The sequence below is a fragment of the Actinoplanes sp. NPDC051513 genome, assembly GCF_044454685.1.
Lineage (GTDB): Bacteria > Actinomycetota > Actinomycetes > Mycobacteriales > Micromonosporaceae > Actinoplanes.
On the sequence record NZ_JBITDW010000004.1, the window covers coordinates 624,752 to 641,238 of the forward strand.

Annotated in this window: 11 protein-coding genes and 2 pseudogenes; 7 read left to right on the forward strand and 6 right to left on the reverse strand. The window is 72.9% G+C overall.

All coding sequences use genetic code 11. The features are described from left to right. Positions 1–11: 11 nt before the first annotated feature. On the forward strand, positions 12–1,202 hold the full coding sequence (locus ACIA5D_RS17390) for an aminotransferase class V-fold PLP-dependent enzyme (RefSeq protein WP_396030939.1): 1,191 nt from the start codon (positions 12–14) through the stop codon (positions 1,200–1,202). 21 nt (positions 1,203–1,223) lie between these two features. Here the strand turns inward: ACIA5D_RS17390 and ACIA5D_RS17395 are convergent, their stop codons facing one another. Beyond that, the gene (locus ACIA5D_RS17395) at positions 1,224–2,279 is read right to left on the reverse strand and encodes a glutamate-cysteine ligase family protein (RefSeq protein WP_396030940.1); all 1,056 of its coding nucleotides are present in this window, start codon (positions 2,277–2,279) and stop codon (positions 1,224–1,226) included. A 41-nt stretch (positions 2,280–2,320) separates the two neighbouring features. Between ACIA5D_RS17395 and ACIA5D_RS17400 the strand changes: the two are divergent. From ACIA5D_RS17400 to ACIA5D_RS17410, 3 genes and pseudogenes are all read left to right on the forward strand, one after another. Continuing rightward, a pseudogene (locus ACIA5D_RS17400) lies at positions 2,321–2,829 on the forward strand (serine dehydratase beta chain); the annotation flags it as partial. 180 nt (positions 2,830–3,009) lie between these two features. After that, positions 3,010–8,163, forward strand: coding sequence for a diguanylate cyclase (locus tag ACIA5D_RS17405; protein ID WP_396031010.1), 5,154 nt, complete (start codon positions 3,010–3,012; stop codon positions 8,161–8,163). A 5-nt stretch (positions 8,164–8,168) separates the two neighbouring features. Continuing rightward, complete coding sequence (locus ACIA5D_RS17410) at positions 8,169–8,588, forward strand: VOC family protein (RefSeq protein WP_396030941.1); 420 nt, start codon at positions 8,169–8,171, stop codon at positions 8,586–8,588. Between the two features lie 21 nt (positions 8,589–8,609). Here the strand turns inward: ACIA5D_RS17410 and ACIA5D_RS17415 are convergent, their stop codons facing one another. Together ACIA5D_RS17415 and ACIA5D_RS17420 are read right to left on the reverse strand one after the other, a co-directional pair. Continuing rightward, the gene (locus ACIA5D_RS17415; RefSeq protein ID WP_396030942.1) at positions 8,610–9,377 is read right to left on the reverse strand and encodes an ACT domain-containing protein; all 768 of its coding nucleotides are present in this window, start codon (positions 9,375–9,377) and stop codon (positions 8,610–8,612) included. Positions 9,378–9,513: 136 nt separating this feature from the next. Then, complete coding sequence (locus ACIA5D_RS17420) at positions 9,514–10,125, reverse strand: TetR/AcrR family transcriptional regulator (RefSeq protein WP_396030943.1); 612 nt, start codon at positions 10,123–10,125, stop codon at positions 9,514–9,516. A 103-nt stretch (positions 10,126–10,228) separates the two neighbouring features. On the opposite strand from ACIA5D_RS17420, the gene ACIA5D_RS17425 reads away from it, so the two are divergent. Next, a complete protein-coding gene (locus ACIA5D_RS17425) occupies positions 10,229–11,308 on the forward strand; it encodes an epoxide hydrolase family protein (RefSeq protein WP_396030944.1) in 1,080 nt (359 codons plus the stop codon). A gap of 383 nt (positions 11,309–11,691) precedes the next feature. On the opposite strand, the gene ACIA5D_RS17430 is transcribed toward ACIA5D_RS17425, so the two are convergent. Next, a complete protein-coding gene (locus ACIA5D_RS17430; RefSeq protein WP_396030945.1) occupies positions 11,692–12,774 on the reverse strand; it encodes a hypothetical protein in 1,083 nt (360 codons plus the stop codon). Positions 12,775–12,832: 58 nt separating this feature from the next. Here ACIA5D_RS17430 and ACIA5D_RS17435 point away from each other — a divergent pair, with 58 nt between their 5' ends. Further along, the gene (locus tag ACIA5D_RS17435; RefSeq protein ID WP_396030946.1) at positions 12,833–13,489 is read left to right on the forward strand and encodes a hypothetical protein; all 657 of its coding nucleotides are present in this window, start codon (positions 12,833–12,835) and stop codon (positions 13,487–13,489) included. A 150-nt stretch (positions 13,490–13,639) separates the two neighbouring features. Here the strand turns inward: ACIA5D_RS17435 and ACIA5D_RS17440 are convergent. Further along, positions 13,640–13,858: pseudogene (locus ACIA5D_RS17440) on the reverse strand (RNA polymerase sigma factor); the annotation flags it as partial. Between the two features lie 57 nt (positions 13,859–13,915). Beyond that, positions 13,916–15,403 carry an MFS transporter gene (locus tag ACIA5D_RS17445; protein WP_396030947.1) on the reverse strand — a complete coding sequence of 496 codons (1,488 nt, stop codon included), beginning with the start codon at positions 15,401–15,403 and terminating at the stop codon, positions 13,916–13,918. A 206-nt stretch (positions 15,404–15,609) separates the two neighbouring features. On the opposite strand from ACIA5D_RS17445, the gene ACIA5D_RS17450 reads away from it, so the two are divergent. Next, positions 15,610–16,476 (forward strand): MFS transporter, encoded by an 867-nt coding sequence (locus ACIA5D_RS17450; RefSeq protein ID WP_396030948.1) that lies wholly within the window; start codon positions 15,610–15,612, stop codon positions 16,474–16,476. Positions 16,477–16,487 lie beyond the last annotated feature (11 nt).

Consider the following 16,487-nt stretch of genomic DNA (forward strand, 5'->3'; position numbering starts at 1 on the left):
AGGTTTCCGTCATGTCTCTGGCTGTCCACACGTCTGACCTCGACATCATCGGCGCCGGGTTCGTTCCCCTCGACTACGCGGCCACCGCGCCGTGCGTGCGCGCGGCCGCCGACGCGGTGAACGCGCTGCTTCCCCGCTACGGCAGCGTGCACCGGGGGACCGGGCCGCGGTCGCAGACCTCCACCCTCGAGTACGAGCGCGCCCGCGACGTGATCGCCGACTTCCTCGGCTGTCGCCCCGGCGACCAGGTGATCTTCACCCGCAACACCACCGACGCCCTCAACCTGCTGGCCCGCGCGCTGCCGCCGGGCACGACCACGGTGGTCTTCGACGGCGAGCACCACGCGAACCTGCTGCCCTGGCCGAACGCGCTCCGTCTCCCGGCCCCGGCGTCGTGGGCTGATGCGGTGACGACGGCCGAGCGTGCGCTGCGTGAGCTGCGCGGGCCAGTGTTGCTGACGGTGACGGGGGCCAGCAATGTGACCGGTGAGCTGTGGCCGGTGCGGGAGCTCGCCGCCGTCGCGCACCGGCACGGCGCCCGGATCGCGGTCGACGCCGCCCAGCTGGCGCCGCACGTACCGGTCTCGCTCGCCGATCTCGACGCCGACTACGTGGCGCTGTCGGGGCACAAGCTGTACGCGCCGTTCGGGGCCGGGGTCCTGGCGGGGCGGGCCGACTGGCTCGACGCCGCGCCGCCGTACCTGGCCGGCGGGGGAGCGAGCGCGCACGTGGGCGATCGGGCCGGCGATGTGCGGTGGGCGGCCGGGCCGGCGCGGCACGAGGGTGGCACGCCCAATCTGCTCGGCGCGGTGTCGCTGGCGGCGGTCTGCTCGGCGCTCGGCGAGGCGGACCGTGCGGCGCTGCGCGCGCACGAGCAGGAGTTGCTTGCGCATCTGCGCGAAGGCTTGCGGCGGGTGCCGGGTGTCGCCGAGGTGAGCATTTTCGGTACGGGCAGCGAGCGCGTCGGCATCGTGTCGCTGACCTTGAACGGGCGGGATCCGTCGGTGGTGGCGGGCCGGCTCGCGGAGGGGTTCGGGATCGGGGTGCGTGCGGGGAAGTTCTGCGCGCATCCGCTGGTGCGCCGGCTCTCGGAGACGCCGGGCAACGCGGGGTGCGACGGTGGGTTGTTGCGGGTGAGCTTCGGCCTGGGCACGACGCCCGAGGACATCGACAGCCTGCTGGCGGCGCTCGCGTCTCTCTGAGCCTCGCCGGGGGTGTGTGGGTCAGGGGTGGGCGGCCAGGCGGTCGAGGATGCCGTCGGCGGGGGTGCGGCCGCGCAGCACGTACCGCTCGGTGTAGTCGGCCAGGGCGTCGCGCAGGTTGCGGGCCGCGCCCTGGCGGGCCAGCGCCGCATACGCCGCGAGGAAGCAGTCCCGGGCCGCGGCCGCGAGGACCGGGTCGGTCAGGGCGTCGCGGGCGGCGCGCTCCCAGAGGCGGGGCTCGGCGGGCAGATCGGCCGTGGCGGCCTCGGCGTCGAGGGCGGCCGCCGGGTCGTCGAGCAGGGTGGCGGCGACCGCGATCGGGAGGCGCCACCCGTCGCCGGGCTGGGTGTCGGCCACGTCCAGCTCGAGGTGGCCGCGGGCGGCCACCGGTGGGCGCAGCGACTCCAGGTGACGGGCGAGCTCGGCCGCGGCGGGGCGCTCGCCGGCCCGGAACCGCTCGCGGAGACTCGGGCCGTCGAGGGCCGGCGCTTCCAGCACGTACGCGGTCCAGGCCGGACGCGGATCGCCCGCCGGAACCACCGGCAGGTGCCGGTGGGCGGCCTGCCGGACGCTGCGCCAGCCGGCGGCCGGCGCGTTGGCGAAGGCCGCTGCCAGCACCGGCGCGAGCTTGTGCGCGAGAATCCACCGCCGGGGAAGGCCCAGAGGGCCGCCACCCTCCAGGCCGGCTTCCAGCCCCACCCGGATGCCGCCCGCCGCCTCGGGCCGGCCGGCGCGCATGCCCGCGCCGGTCGCCGAGGGGCCACCGATCCGGCCGTCGGGCACGGCGAAGGCGCCGAGGATGGGCCGTGCCGCGCGCAGATCGTCGGTCATGCGTGACAGCGAGACGGCCAGCCCCGGCGACGGCGGCCCGCTCACCACCGCCAGCCGCGGCGAGCGCGCCGTGAGGAAGCCGTGCCGCAGCGCCGGCCGCGTGGCGAGCCGCGCGACATCGCCGGCCGGCAGCCCGGGCGAGGCGAGCGGCAGGTCGACGGCGGCGCCGACGAAACCGGGCGGGGCGGGGTCGAAGGCACGGCCGGCGATGAGCAGCTCGGCGGCCTCTTCGGTCAAAGTCGTCACGTGGCGCCTCGCCTGGTCCGGGGAGAGGCGCCGAGCATAGCATTCCTATCTGCCGGATAGGAATACACGACGTGGGACCGATGCGGGCCGCCCGCCGTTTCGCCGCCGAAGTGCCCAAGGCCGCGCGTCTTCGCGCGGAACTTTTCGGCTCGCTGGGCGCAACTGGGCGCGGCCACCATTCGGACGCCGCCGTGCTGCTCGGGCTCGAGGGCGAGGATCCGGCGACCGTCGACACGTCCACGGTCGCGGCACGTTTCGCGGCCATCCAGGAAAGCGGGACGGTGCTGCCGGCCGGGGAGCGGGCGGTTCCGGTGGAGCTGACCCTGCATGGGCGGCGCAGTCTGCCTTTCCACCCGAACGACGATCCCTTGCACGTCATCGACCGGGTGAACCTGTACGCGCTGGCGGTCAACGAGGAGAACGCCGCCGGCGGCCGGGTGGTGACCGCCCCGACCAACGGCGCGGCCGGCATCATCCCGCGGTCCTGCACTACTACCGCCGTTTCGTGCCCGGCTCGGGCGACGACGGCGTGGTCCGCTTCCTGCTCAGCCTCGACACCGCGATCCGCACGATGCGCGAAACCGGCCGCGACATGTCGACCAAATACAAGGAGACGTCGCTCGGCGGCCTGGCCGTGAGGTGGTCGAATGCTGATATTTCGGATATGTCGGGTGCGAAGCGCCTGACATATCCGCCGCCCTCCGGGGTCAAGTCCCGGCCCGCCCTGCCGATGAAGAGCTACGAACCTTCAGTTGCGGAGTGGGTGCCAGTGAGTGACCAGGACCTGACCGGCCTGACCATCGAGGACGAGCTGGGCCGGGGCGCGTTCACCACCGTGCACCGGGTCCGGCGCGGCGACGACACGTACGCGCTCAAGCGCCCCAACGCCGAGGGCGCCGACGACCCGGGGGTGCTCACCGCGTTCCACCGCGAGGCCGCGCTGCTCGCCTGCGTCGACAACCCGGGCGTCCCGCGCATCCACGCCGCCGGCCGCCACGACGGCGTGCCCGCCCTGGTCCTCGAGTACATCCCCGGCGGCTCCCTCGCCGACCAGCTCGCCCACGGGCCGCTCGCCCCGGAACGGGTCGTCGAGCTCGCCAGCCAGCTCGGCCGCGGCCTGGCCGCCGCCCACCGCGTCGGCCTCGTGCACCGCGACGTCAAACCCGGCAACATCATGATGTCGCCGGGCCGGCCCGCCAAGCTCATCGACTTCGGCCTCGCCCTGCTGGGCGCCGCGCCCGAGGACGACGACCGCGCGGTCGGCACGTTCCTCTACACCTCGCCCGAGCAGTCCGGCATGCTCAAGCGCCCGGTCGACGGCCGCTCCGACCTCTACTCGCTCGGCGTCGTGCTGTTCGAGTGCCTCACGGGGCGGCTGCCGTTCGAGGCCCAGGACGTCGGGCAGCTGCTGCGGCTGCACCTGACCGCGCCCGTCCCCGAGATCCCCGGTGCCGATCCGGCTCTCGCCGCCGTCGTGACCCGGCTGCTCGCCAAGGACCCGGACGACCGCTACCCCGACGCCGCCGCCCTCATCACCGCCCTGCGCGCCTGCCCCGGCGGCGAGGCCGCGGCCGAGCCCGCCGCACGCGGCTGGCCACTCTGCGGCCGCGACGCCGAGCGCGAGGACCTCGCCAACCGCTGGCGTCGCGCGAGTCTCGGCCGCGGCGGCGTCGCCGTCATCCGCGGGCCGGGCGGCTCGGGCCGCACCCGGCTCGCCGAGGAGGCCGCCGCGCTCGTCACCGACGTGCCGGTGCTGCGGGCCGCCTGCCAGGAGGACGAGGCCCTGCCGCTCGCCGCCCTGCGCGCCGCGATCGAGGGGCACCTGCAGCGGATCGCGTTGCTCGACGGCCCGGCTCGCGCCGAGGCCGAGCAGCGCGTCCGCGCTGCCGCCACCGTCGCCGGCGCTCCGCTGGTGGCCCGGCTGAGCTCGCGGCTCGAGGCGCTCGTCGGCGAGGCGGGCGACGCCCGCGACGACCATCTGTTCGCCGCGGTCGCCACGTTCCTCGGCGAGCTCGCCAGGGCCCACAGTGGACTGATGCTGCTCTGCGACGACGCGCACTGGCTCGACGCCGGCAGCCGCGAGGTTCTTGCCCGGCTCGCCCCGGATCTGCCCAAGCTGCCGTTGCTGGTGCTGCTGACCGAGCGGTTCGGGGCCGGCGAGCCGACCGCGCTCGCGGTCGGCCTCGAGCTGGACTGCGTGCCGCTCGACCACGCCGCCGTCGCGGAGCTCGTCGCCTCCCGCCTGCCCGGCGCGGTCGCGCCGGCCGAGCTCACCGCGCACATCGCCGGCCGCACCAACGGCTCGCCGCTCGCGGTCGTCGCCTACCTCCTGCGGCTGCTCGACGCCGGGCTGCTCACCCCGCTCTGGGGCGCCTGGCACTTCGACGTGACCGGCGCCGACGCGCTGCCCGCCGCCGAGGACGTCCGCGCCCTGCTCGCCTCCCGGCTGGCGACCCTCACCGATGGCGACCGCGATTTCCTGGTCACCGCCGCCGTCGCCGGCCCGCGCTTCCGCACGGAGACCCTGGTGGCGGCCGGGGGAGAAGCCAACCGGGTGGTGGCCGCGGTCGGCGCCGCGGTCGAGCGTCGCGTCGTCGAGGCCCGGCCGGGCGGCTGGTTCGTCTTCCTGCACCCGCTGCTGCGCGAGACCCTGCTCGACGGGGTGGGGGAGCAGCGGCTGACGCGATTGCACGCGGCGATCGCCGACGCGCTCGAGAGCCTGCCCGAGGCGCTGCGCGACGCCGATCACGTGTACGCCGTGGCCCGCCACCACCGCCGCGCGGGCGACGCCGTCCCGGCCGCCAAGCGCCGCCGCAGCGCCCTGGCCGCGGGCCTGCGCGCCCTGGACGACATGGCCCCGGCCGAGGCCGTCGGCTACCTCGAGGACGCCCTCGCCGGCGATCCCGTCCCGGCCACGGCCGTGCTGCACCCGCTCGCGATGGCCTACCTGCGCGCGGCCCGGTTCGCCGAGGCCGGCGCCACCATCGAGCGGGCCCTCGCGGCCGAGGCCGACCGCCGCTCCCGCGCGCGGCTGCTCATCACCCGGATCGAGCTGCACCACACGCTCTGGGACGACGAGAAGGCCCTCGCGGCCACCGCCGCGGCCCTCACCGAGCTCGGCCGTCCGCTGCCCGCGAACACCCTCAGGCTGATCGCCTCCACGGTCGGCATCGCGGTGGCGGGCGGCGCGGTCCGCCGTACGGGATGGGGATTCGGAAAGGCCCGGCAACGCCGCCGCGACGATCTCGCCGCGCTCGCCGCCACCCTCGATGCCGGTGGCTATGCCGCCGGGCTCGGCCTGCGCCTGCGCGAGGCCGGCGTCCTCGCGATGCGCGCGATGTACGCGGTGAACCGCCTCGGACCCTGCCCCGAATACGTCCGCGTCTATGCGCTGACCGGCTACGTCGCCGCCGTGGTCAAGCTGCGCGGCACCGCCGGCCGCTGCCTCGACCGCGCCGCCGAGGTCGCGAGCCAGCTCGGCGATCCCGGGCTCACCGCCTACGTCGAATGGCTGCGCGGCTGCGCCTGGCTGATCGGCGGCGTCGACGACGGCAGCGCCTGGGAGGAGGCCATCACCCGCCACGAGCGCTGGTTCGGCCCCGCCCAGCTCATTCCGGGCTACGCGACCGTCGGGCTGCGGCTCCTGCTGCGCGGATACACAGTGGAGAGCCAGGCCGAGTACGACCGCGGCGTGAAGCGTCTGCACGACATGTCCCTCGTGCGCGGCACCTCGTTCAGCATGCTCTCGGTGATGATTCCGGCGATGCAGGGCCGGCACGGCGAGGCCGCGACCGCCCTGGCCGAACTGCGCGCCGCGCTGCCCGAGGGCGAGGGCACCACCGTGCAGCGGGCCAACATGCTCGTCGCCGCCGCGTGCGCCGCCGTCGAGCAGGGCGAGTTCGGCGAGCCGTTCGAGGCCATCGTCGCCGAGTTCCGCGGGCTTGGGCTGCGCCTGCGCGACATGATGACGCAGCACAAATGGTTCTTCGCCTATCAGTCCCACGGACGGATGGCGCAGCTGCGGATGGCGCCCGACGAGAACCGGCCGGCCCGGATCGCGGCGGCGCGCGGCGCGGTGGCCGACCTGCGCCGGGTGCGCAAGAGCTCGCCGCTGCTCGACGCCGCGTATCTCATCGGGGAGGCGGCGCTCGCGCAGATGCTCGGCGAGCCGCGCAAGTGCGTCGAGTGGAGCGACAAGGCCGAGCAGGTGGCGCGTTCGGCCGACGCGCCGCTCGTGCACTTCGAGGTGGCGCGGTTCCGGGCGCGGGCGTTCCGGGCACTGGGGCTGGTCAACGAATCGGACCGGCAGGCGCGGATCGCGCTCTCGCTGGCGACCGTGCACGGGTGGGAGTCGCGGCGGCGGCAGGCGCGCACCGAGTTCGGCGCCGAGGAAGGGGCGGCGACCAACCGGCGCACGGTCGTGGACCGGCGCGGCGACGCGGGGCGCAGCCGCAGGCTGGAAGCGTTGCAACAGGTCGGCGCGGCGGCCGCCACGGTGCTCGACCCGCAGGAGCTGGCCCGGGTCGCGCTCGACGAGATGCTGCGGATCCTCGGGGCCGAGCGGGCGCTGTTCTTCCTGCTCGACGAGGCGGGCGAGCCGATGCAGTTCGCCGGTCGCGGCGCGGACGGGACCGACCTCGCCGAGACTTCCGCCTACGGGGCGACGCTCGTGCGGCGGGTCGCGTCCAGCGGTGAGGCGCTCGTCCTGACCGGGACCGAGCAGGGGGCGGCCCTCGGGTCGCGCAGCGCGGTGGTGCACGGGCTGCGCAGCATCATGGTGGCTCCGGTGCAGTTCAAGGGAAACACCCTCGGGGTCGTGTATCTCGACAGCCGGATGGCGCGCGGGATCTTCACCGACGACGACGTCGAGGTGCTGATCGGGGTCACCAGCCATGTCGCGGTTTCGCTGGAGACGGCCCGGGCGGCGCAGCTGCACCTGTCGTTGCGGGCGGCTCAGCAGCAGCAGGCGTTCGCGGAGATGTTGCGGGCCTCGCTCGCCGAGCTGAGTGGGATCCACGACCCGTCCCGGCTGCTGTCCTCGTTGTTCGGAATGCTCGCCGCGCAGCTGGACGCGACCGCCGGATGTCTGCTCAGCGCCGATGGCGCCGTCGTCATCGAGGTGACCGGCAAGGCGGATCCGGCTGTGCTGGGCGGACCGCTGCCGGTTTCGCTGCCGCCGGTGCTGATGCCGACCGTGGTGCCGGCCGGCGACATGGCCGAAGCGTACGGACCGAAGCTCCTGATCATTCCGCTCGATCATCGCGACGGGCGCAGCGGGATTGTCGTGCTCGGTGCGGACAGTTTCGACGACAGCGCCGTCCAGGTCGCGGCGGCGCTCGCCACCCAGGGCCTGAGCGCCTACCTCAACGCCTGCCTGTTCAGCCGCGTCCAGGAGCTCGCCACCACCGACGAGCTCACCGGCCAGCACAACCGGCGGCACTTCTACGCGATCGCCACCGCCCTCGTCTCGTCCGCGGCCCGGGGGTCCCGCGATCTGGCCGCCGTCATGCTCGACATCGACAAGTTCAAGAGCGTCAATGACACGTACGGCCATGGCGTGGGCGACGAGGTCATCCGGGAGGTCGCGGCGCGGCTCCGGACCGGCATCCGCCATTCCGACGTGCTGGGCCGGTACGGCGGCGAGGAGTTCGCCGTGGTCCTTCCCGACCACGACGGCAGCGCCCCCGAGCTGGCCGAGCGCATGCGCGCCGCCGTCGCCGACACCCCCATCGCCACGGCCGCCGGCCCGCTGAACATCACCATCAGCGTCGGCCTCACCCAGCTCGACCCCGCCGACGCCACGCTCGACCAGATGCTGGCCCGCGCCGACCACGCCCTGTACCGCGCCAAGGAGAGCGGCCGGAACCGAGTCGTGGTTTGCTGAGGGATATGACGGGATTCCCGACGATACGACAGGTCGTCCTGGACGGAACCAACGCCCGCGAGCTGGCCGAGTTCTACCGCAAGCTGTTCGCCCTGGAATACCGGCCCGGCGACGAGCCCCCGCCGGCCGGGGAGCCCGACGAGCGCGGCCACGACTGGCTCGTCCTGCAGAACCCGAACGGCGGCCCGCAGCTCGCCTTCCAGCAGGTCGACTCGCTGACCCCGACGACGTGGCCCGACAACACGGTGCCGCAGCAACTGCACCTGGACACCACTGTCGCCTCCAAGCCGGAACTGGACACTCAGCACGAGCGGGCGCTCGCCTTGGGCGCGCGGCTTCTCTACGACCGCAGCGACGACCCCGACGAGCCGTTGCGCGTCTACGCCGACCCCGCCGGCCATCCGCTCTGCATTTTCGTGGCCTGAGATTTCTTGCTGCGCAGCTTCTTACCGGCGCGACAGCGCCTCGCACAGGTCGATCAGGGACTGGGCGCGGGAAACCTCCGTCGGCGTGAAGGCCGGGCGGCGGCGGGCCAGGAAATACGGCTCGCCCGAGGCGGCGTGCACGGCCGCCACGTGGGCGCCGGCTGGCGGGGGAGTCGTGGTCACATCGGCGTCGAGGAGCCGGTGGACGGCCTCGTCCAGGGTGGTGTGGCCGGCGGCGGCGTGGCGGGCGATGGTCAGGGCCCGGGTAGCCGGATCGACCAGGTCATGGGCGTCGGCGGGGATCGCCTCGGTGAGCTCGCCGCCGCCGGCCGCCACCGCGGCGAGCAGGTCGTCGGTGGACACCTCGCGCGGGACGGCGACCAGCAGTTCGTCGACGGCGCCGTGCTCGGCGGGGTGGATCTGGATCGCCAGGATGTTGACGCCCTGGGCCGCCAGGCGCCCGCTCAGCGCGGCCAGCGTGCCGGGGCGGTCGGGCAGAGTGGTGCGTAGCCGCATCAGCGTGCATTCGCGGGCCGGGATGGCCAGCAGGTCGGGCAGCGTGGCGTGCCGGCGCGGGACGGTGGCCCGGCGTCTGCGGGCCCAGCGTTTCCGGAGCAGCGCGCCCGCGATGAGAATGGCGCCGCTCACGGTGAGCATCGCGGCGCCGTGGGCGTGCTCGCCCAGCAGCGTGACGAACAGGTGAGCGGTGCCGACCGCGAAGAACACAGCGGCCACGTCGATCAGGTCGGTGGCCCAGTGGGCCGTCCGGGATCGGTCGATGGTCCTCATGCCGATCATCCTGGCGGTGGCAGATGTCGCCGCCGATTGCTGTCCGTGTCAGGCTGGAGAACGCTCCGCCGTCATGTGAAATCGCCATTAATGCCGGGAGTTTTCCGCCACATCGTTCGGGACTTCCGTGTACGGGTCATCGTTGTCGCCATCGCCAGCCCAACTCCTCGGCGGTGGGTGGTGGTCCCGGCAGTTCTTCGCCCTCGCGCATGCCGTCCAGCAGGGCCGCGACGTAGCGGCGGCGCAGCTCCCTGGTGCGGTCGGGGTCGGGGATGCGGACGGCGGCGCACATCTCCAGCAGCATCGTGATGTCGTCGGGGACGGCGCCGGGCCGCAAGTGTCGCCGCGCGCGCTCGAAAAGTGTCGTGGCGAGGTCGTTCGCGCGGATGGCGTCGGCCCTCATCTGGTCGGTCGGGAGGAACGTGCCGGCCAGGTGCACGGTCAGCGAGTGCACGTCGGCGTCGACGACACCGCGGAGGAAAGTTTCGAAGGCCGTCCAGTCGTCCTCCTCCTGCGACGCCCGCTCGGCCTCGGCGATGAACTGCTTCAGACCGTCGTGGCAGAGGGTGCGCAGCAGATCTTCCTTTCCGGCGTAGCGGCGGTACAGCGCGCTGATGCCCACGCCCGCCCGCTCGGCCACCGCGGAGATCGGGGCGCGATGGTCCTCCAGGAAGACCTCGCGGGCCGCCGCCAGGATCGTCTCGTCGTTGCGCGCTGCCTCGCGTGCGCGTCCCGCTGTGCTCGCCATGTTTCTCAGACTAGCACTGGAACGGATCGTTCCGCTCTGCTAGAATCAGAGCAGAACAAAGCATTCCGTTCCGCGAGTATCCCGAACGCCGGAGGCGAGCACGATGATCAGCGAATTCCGCATCGACGTCCCGCAGAGCGACGTCGACGACCTGCGCGACCGCCTGGCCCGCACCCGCTGGACCCCCGAGGTCCCCGGCCAGGGCTGGCGCCGCGGCGTCCCGGTCGACTACATGCGCGACCTCGCCACCTACTGGGAGCGCGAGTTCGACTGGCGCGCCGCCGAGGCCCGGCTCAACGCCCTGCCGCAGTTCCGCACCGAGGTCGACGGGCAGCCGATTCACTTCGCGCATGTCCGCTCGGCCAACCCCGCCGCCGTCCCGCTGCTGATCAGCCACGACTGGCCCGGGTCGTTCGCGTTGTACCTGCCGGTCGTCGAGGCCCTGCGCAACGACTTCCACCTGGTTCTGGTCAGCAACCCCGGCGTCGCCTTCTCCGGCCCGCTGCTCAGCGCCGGCTGGAACGGGTCCCGCAGCGCCGCCGCCTTCAACGAGATCATGGCGAGGCTCGGCTACGACCGTTACGGCGTCCAGGGCACCGGCGGTGGCGCGGCGATCGCCGTCGAGATGGGCCGTCAGCGCCCGTCCAACGTGATCGGTGTGCATGTGAACGGCCACATCACCTTCCCGTCCGACGACCTCGTCGGCCTCACCGAGGCCGAGCAGGACCGCCTGCGCCGCCTCCAGGAATTCCGCGACGACAAGATGGGCTTCAACGTCATCCAGTCCACGCGCCCGCAGACCCTCGCCTACGCCCTGCACGACTCGCCGGTCGGCCAGCTCGCCTGGATCGCCGAGAAATTCGTCGAGTGGACCGACTCCGAGATCGACCGCGATCTGCTGCTGACGAATGTGAGCCTCTACTGGTTCACCGGCACCGCCGGCTCGTCGGCCAACCTCTACTGGGAGGCGGCGCACGACCCGTCCGCGTGGGCGCCGAAGGAGAAGTCGCCGGTCCCGCTGGGCGTCGCGCTCGGCGTCACCGACATCACGATCCGCCGCTACGCGGAGAAGGAGTCGCCGGTCGCGCGTTGGACGGAGCTGCCGGCCGGCGGAAACTTCCTCTCCGCCGAGGAGCCCAAGCTCTTCGCGGACGACGTCCGGGCCTTCTTCGGCGAGCTCTGAGCGATTCGGTGCGCGCCGCCTCTCAGGGCGATCTGAGCGGCGGCGCGCCGGCGTTGCTCGCACCATTCCCCGAACCCCGAAACGGATCTCCTGCTTGAGTATCGGCCCGGAGTGGCGGAGTCGCCCTTCTGCGGCGAATGTTTCGCGACGTGCGCGAGCGATTTCCTGAGTTTCGTGATTCCGGCGAAACCGAGAAAGTCCGTGGCGTTGTCCCCGATTTTCCGGGAAGTCAGGCAGCGAGCTCGCACCGCCATAGCGTGGGTAAACAGCGCCGTCCGATCGGCGCGTCGCGTGACGGCCGACACGGGTGGGGAATTCGGAATGCACTGGGGTGTGAGCAACCGCGGCGGAAAGCACCGGAATGCGGAACGGCGGCATTTCGTCTACGCGGCGCTTCTCGTGTGCTTGCTGGTGACGATGCTCGTGACGATCGGGCGGGCACGCTCGCACGGACCGAATTCGTTCGCCCTGCGCGCCGACGACCCGTGCCCGTCGAGTTCGGTGTCAACCGGCGCATCGACGGCCTCCGCCACGACGCCGACGCCATCGTCCGCGCCGGCCACCTCGGAGGCGTCGTCCGCGTCGGCCACGTCCGAGGCGTCGTCCGCGTCGGCCACGTCCGAGGCGTCGTCCGCGTCGGCCACGTCCGAGCCGTCGTCCGCGCCCGCCACCTCCGAGCCGTCGTCCGCGCCCGCCACCTCCGAGCCGTCCTCGGCGCCGACCACCTCCGAGCCGTCCTCGGCGTTGTCCTCGGAGACGGAGACCTCGACCCCATCGAGCGAGCCGACTGCGTCGCCGTCGGAGTCCACGACGGCGACGCCCGAGCCGACACCGTCGGAATCCACGACGTCGCCGACACCGACTTCGGAGCCGGTGAGTTCCGCGGCGAGTGAGCCGAGTTCGGAGCCCGCGAGTTCCGCGACGAGTGAACCCAGTTCGGAGCCGACGAGCCCGCCCACGACCGAGCCCACCACTGAGACGCCTGCACCGACCGAGACCCCGACATCGACCGACTCGGCAACGGTGAACGGTGCCGAGGCGGCGGCGGAGGAGTCCGAGTGCCCGTCGGCGTCGGCATCGTCCTCGGTAGCGGCCGAGGGATCGACGTCCGGCTCCGCATCCCCGTCCGAATCCGGATCCGCGTCCGTTTCCGGATCGGCGACGGCTTCTTCGTCGGCTTCTGGATCCGCGTCCGCTTCCGCCTCTGCTTCCGGATCCGCCTCTGTTTCCGGATCCGCTTCGGCATCCGGATCCGCGTCCGCTTCTCCGTCGGTATCCGGATCCGGGTCCGCTTCGCCGTCCGTTTCTGGGTCCGCCTCGGTCTCTGTCAGTCCGTCGGCGTCGAGGATCAGCACGCCGTCGGCCTCGGCCTCCACGTCGGTGAGCGCTTCGCCCAGCGCGTCCGCGTCCAGCTCCGCGACGCCCTCGGCCAGCTCGTCGGCGACTCCCAGCCCGTCCGCGTCCACGGGCGCGCCGCTCGCGCCTACCGGTGTCTCGGCGACGGCGGGCTACTCCTCGATCAAGGTGTCGTGGAGCGCGCCGGTCGCCAACGGTGTCGAGATCACCGGCTATCGCGCCACCGCCAGCCCCGGGCCCGCCGGCTGCACCACCGACGGCGTGACCAGTTGTGTCATCGGTGCCGAGGCCGGCACGTCGTACACCGTGACCGTGGTGGCTCTCTCGGCCGGCGGCGCCTCCCCGGCGTCGGCCGCCTCCGGAAGCGTCACGCCGACTGCGCCGGTCGTGGCCACGGAGCCTCCGGACACCGACCTGCCGCTCGACACGGGTGACGGCGCCATCTCCTCCGCCGCCCCGGGCCAGGCGCTGGTCATGATCGGTGACGGCTACGCCCCGTACTCCACCGTCACGATCACCATCTACTCGAGCCCGATCGTTCTGGCGACCGTCACGGCCGACCAGGGCGGCGCCTTCGAGGAGACCGTGACCGTCCCCGGGAGCCTGCCCACCGGCAGCCACTCGTTCGTGGCCGCCGGTGTGGATTCCGACGGCAACCTGCGGGCCTTGCGCCTCGACCTGACCATCGCCGGCACCAGCGACGACGGCGGCCTGCCCGTGACCGGCCCGGCGGTGATCCTGCTCATCATCACCGGTTTCACGGTCACCATGCTCGGCGCGGCAATGCGGTCGGTCCGTCACCACCGTCCGCGCCACCGCCGCTGACCCCGGAGGAAGCCCAGCCGCGCGATGCCAGACGATGACCCGGGAGGGACCCTGGCGTGCCCGGACCGGCTGGACCGGCTACGAGGGCTGGGCGGGCCGGAGGGCGGGCGGCGGGCTAGGAGGGTCGGACGGGCCAGGAGGCTGGGCGGGCTAGGAGGCTGGGCGGGCTAGGAGGGCGATCGGCTGCCGACCGGCTGCTCGCCCCTCGTGTTCGAGCCTCGCGGCCAGCGCGGTCCGGGCCCGGTGCAGCCAGGACTTGACCGTCCCGTCGGCGACGCCCTCCCGTTCGGCGATCTCGGGCACGGTGAAATCGCCGATGTAGCGCAGCACCACGACCCGTCGTTGCCGCTCGGGCAGGGCGGCGAGCGCGGCATCCCGGAAGCGTTGCACAGAACGCCGAAGGAAAGCGTGGCCGGCGAAAGAACCTCAGCTCTCGGCGGAGACGATCGGAACCGTGTGCGAGTGGGCCGCCGCGCTGATCCCGATGTCCACCTTGCGCGGCCGGTGCCGGCCGAGCAGCACCACCAGCAGCACGCCGCAACCGGCCATGATGGCCATCAGGATCGCGGAGCGCGACAGACCCGCCGCCAAGGCGTCCGCCTCGCTCGCGCCCGACGCCTTGTGGCTGGCGATCGCCGCCGCGTAGACAGTGGCCGTCGCCGCGGTGGCCAACGAGCCGCCCACGTACCGGGCCATGTTGGAGATTCCCGACGCCTGGCCGACCTGGGCGGGCTCGACCGACGAGGTGGACGCCGACGACGCGGGACCGTTCGCGAGGCCCAGGCCGATCGCCATGATGACCAGCGGAATCACGAAGTAGCCGTAGGTCCAGGACGACTTGGCGAAGCCCAGCGCGGCGAACCCCGCCGCCGACAGCACGAACCCCAGCGCCACCGCCTGACGCGAACCGATCTTCACGGCGACCGGGGTGATCAGCGGGGTGATCGCGATCATCACCGCCACCGCGGGCAGGGTGGCCAGGCCGGCCTGCAGCGCGCTCATCGCGAAGCCGGCCGGGTCCTGGAAGTACAGGCTCAGCACGTACATCAGGCCGTTGATGGTGCCGGCCACGATCAGGATCGCCAGGGTGGAGCCGACCAGGACCATGTTGCGGAACAGCGCCAGGTCGACCAGCGGGGCGGAGACCCGCTTCTCGGCGAAGATGAAACCGACGACGCCGAGCGCCCCGATCACGAAGCACGAGAGGGTGGCCAGCGACGCCCAGCCCCAGTCGCTGCCCTCGCTCAGGGCCAGGACCAGCGGCACGAGGATGACGGCGATCAGCACGGTGCCGGCCCAGTCGATCGAGCGGGACCGGTTCGGGTCGCTCGACTCCTTGACCATGAGCAGCGTGATCGGGATGCAGGCGGCCGCGATCGCCGCGTCGATCCAGAACAGGCCCTGCCAGCCGGTGGCGCCCACCAGGACGCCGCCGATCAGCGGGCCGGCCGCGCCGCCGGCCGCCGACGCCGCGCCCCACAGGGTGATCGCCTTCATCTGCCCGGCGCCCGACGAGTCGACCGACAGCAGGCTCATGCCGCAGGCCAGGATCGTGGAGCCGGCCGCGCCCTGGATCATCCGGCCCGCGATCACACCGGCGCCTTCCGTGGAGAGCGCGATCAGCACGCACGAGGCCACGAACAGCAGCAGGCCGCCGAGGAAGATCCTCCGCCGGCCGAAGACGTCGCCGAGCGCGCCGGAGGTCACGATCACGGCGGCGCCGACCAGCATGTAGCCGGTCACCGCCCACTGCAGCGTGTCCACCGGCGTTCCGGTGTCCTGGCTGATCGCCGGGAGCAGGATGGTGACGGCCGAAGTGTTCGCGTTCACGACCAGCGTCGACACGCACGCGGCGAGCAGCACCCCGAGACCGGCGGCCTTGCCGGTCGACGCCTTCGCGTCCAGGTCAGACATGTCGGCCCTCCAAGGTCGGACGATCGCCAGTCTCGGCACCGACGCCCGCCGACACATCGCCCGGCAAGGATGAGACCGGCACCGACGGAGCAGGCGCGGGCGAGGCGGGCGCGGGCGAGGCGGGCGCAGGCGAGGCGGGCGCAGGCGAGGCGGGCGCGACCGGTGGGGTGGGGCGAACGGCGATTAACAAAGCCCATCCGTCGCGAATGAAGACCACCCGAGGCCGCCGACCCGAGACTGACCGCGTGAGTGACGCCAAGACCGCCCGGGAGCCTCTAGTGGATCTGGGCCTGTTCAAGCTGCGCGCCTACGACGGCGCCCTCACCGCCAACCTCATGATGAACCTGGCGTTCGGCGGACTCAGCTACCTGCTCGTGCTCTGGTTGCAGAACGTCCGTGGGTACGGCGCCGTCGAGGCCGGACTGCTGATGCTCCCGTCCACGCTGGGCATCTTCCTGTTCATCCCGCAGGGCTCGAGACTCGATTCGCGGCGGGGCGGGCGGATACCCGTACTCGTCGGCCTTTTCGTTCTTGCGGTGGGTCTGGCCGTGCTCGGTTTTCTTTCCGCGGACTCCACGCTGTGGCTGCTCGCCGCGGGCCTGCTGGTGATCGGGATCGGGCTGGGGGTGCTGTCCACCCCGATCTCCAACACCGCGGTGGGCGACGTGCCGATCGATTTCGCGGGAGCGGCAGCCGGCGTCTTCAAGATGTCCAGCATGGTCGGCGGCGCCCTCGGGGTGGCCGTGCTGAGCGCGCTGACCCGCGGCTTCTCGGCCGGCGCCACCGAGGACGCGTTGCGCAACGCGGGCCTGTCCGCCGCCGACGTCGACACCGCCAGGAACGCGCTGGTCGGCTCGGCGTCGTTCCAGGACGCCATCGCGCAACTGCCGCCCGACCTGGGCCGTTCGGTGACCACGGCGGTTGCCGACGGATTCAGCGACGGCATCGCCGACGCCCTGCTGGTCACGGGCGGGATCGTCCTCGCCGCGCTGATCGTGGTCCGGTTCCTGTGGCCGGGGCGTACCGAACGTGGTGCGGCTGCGGTGGCCGAGAACCCGGTGGCCAAAAACTAGAAAGGGAGACG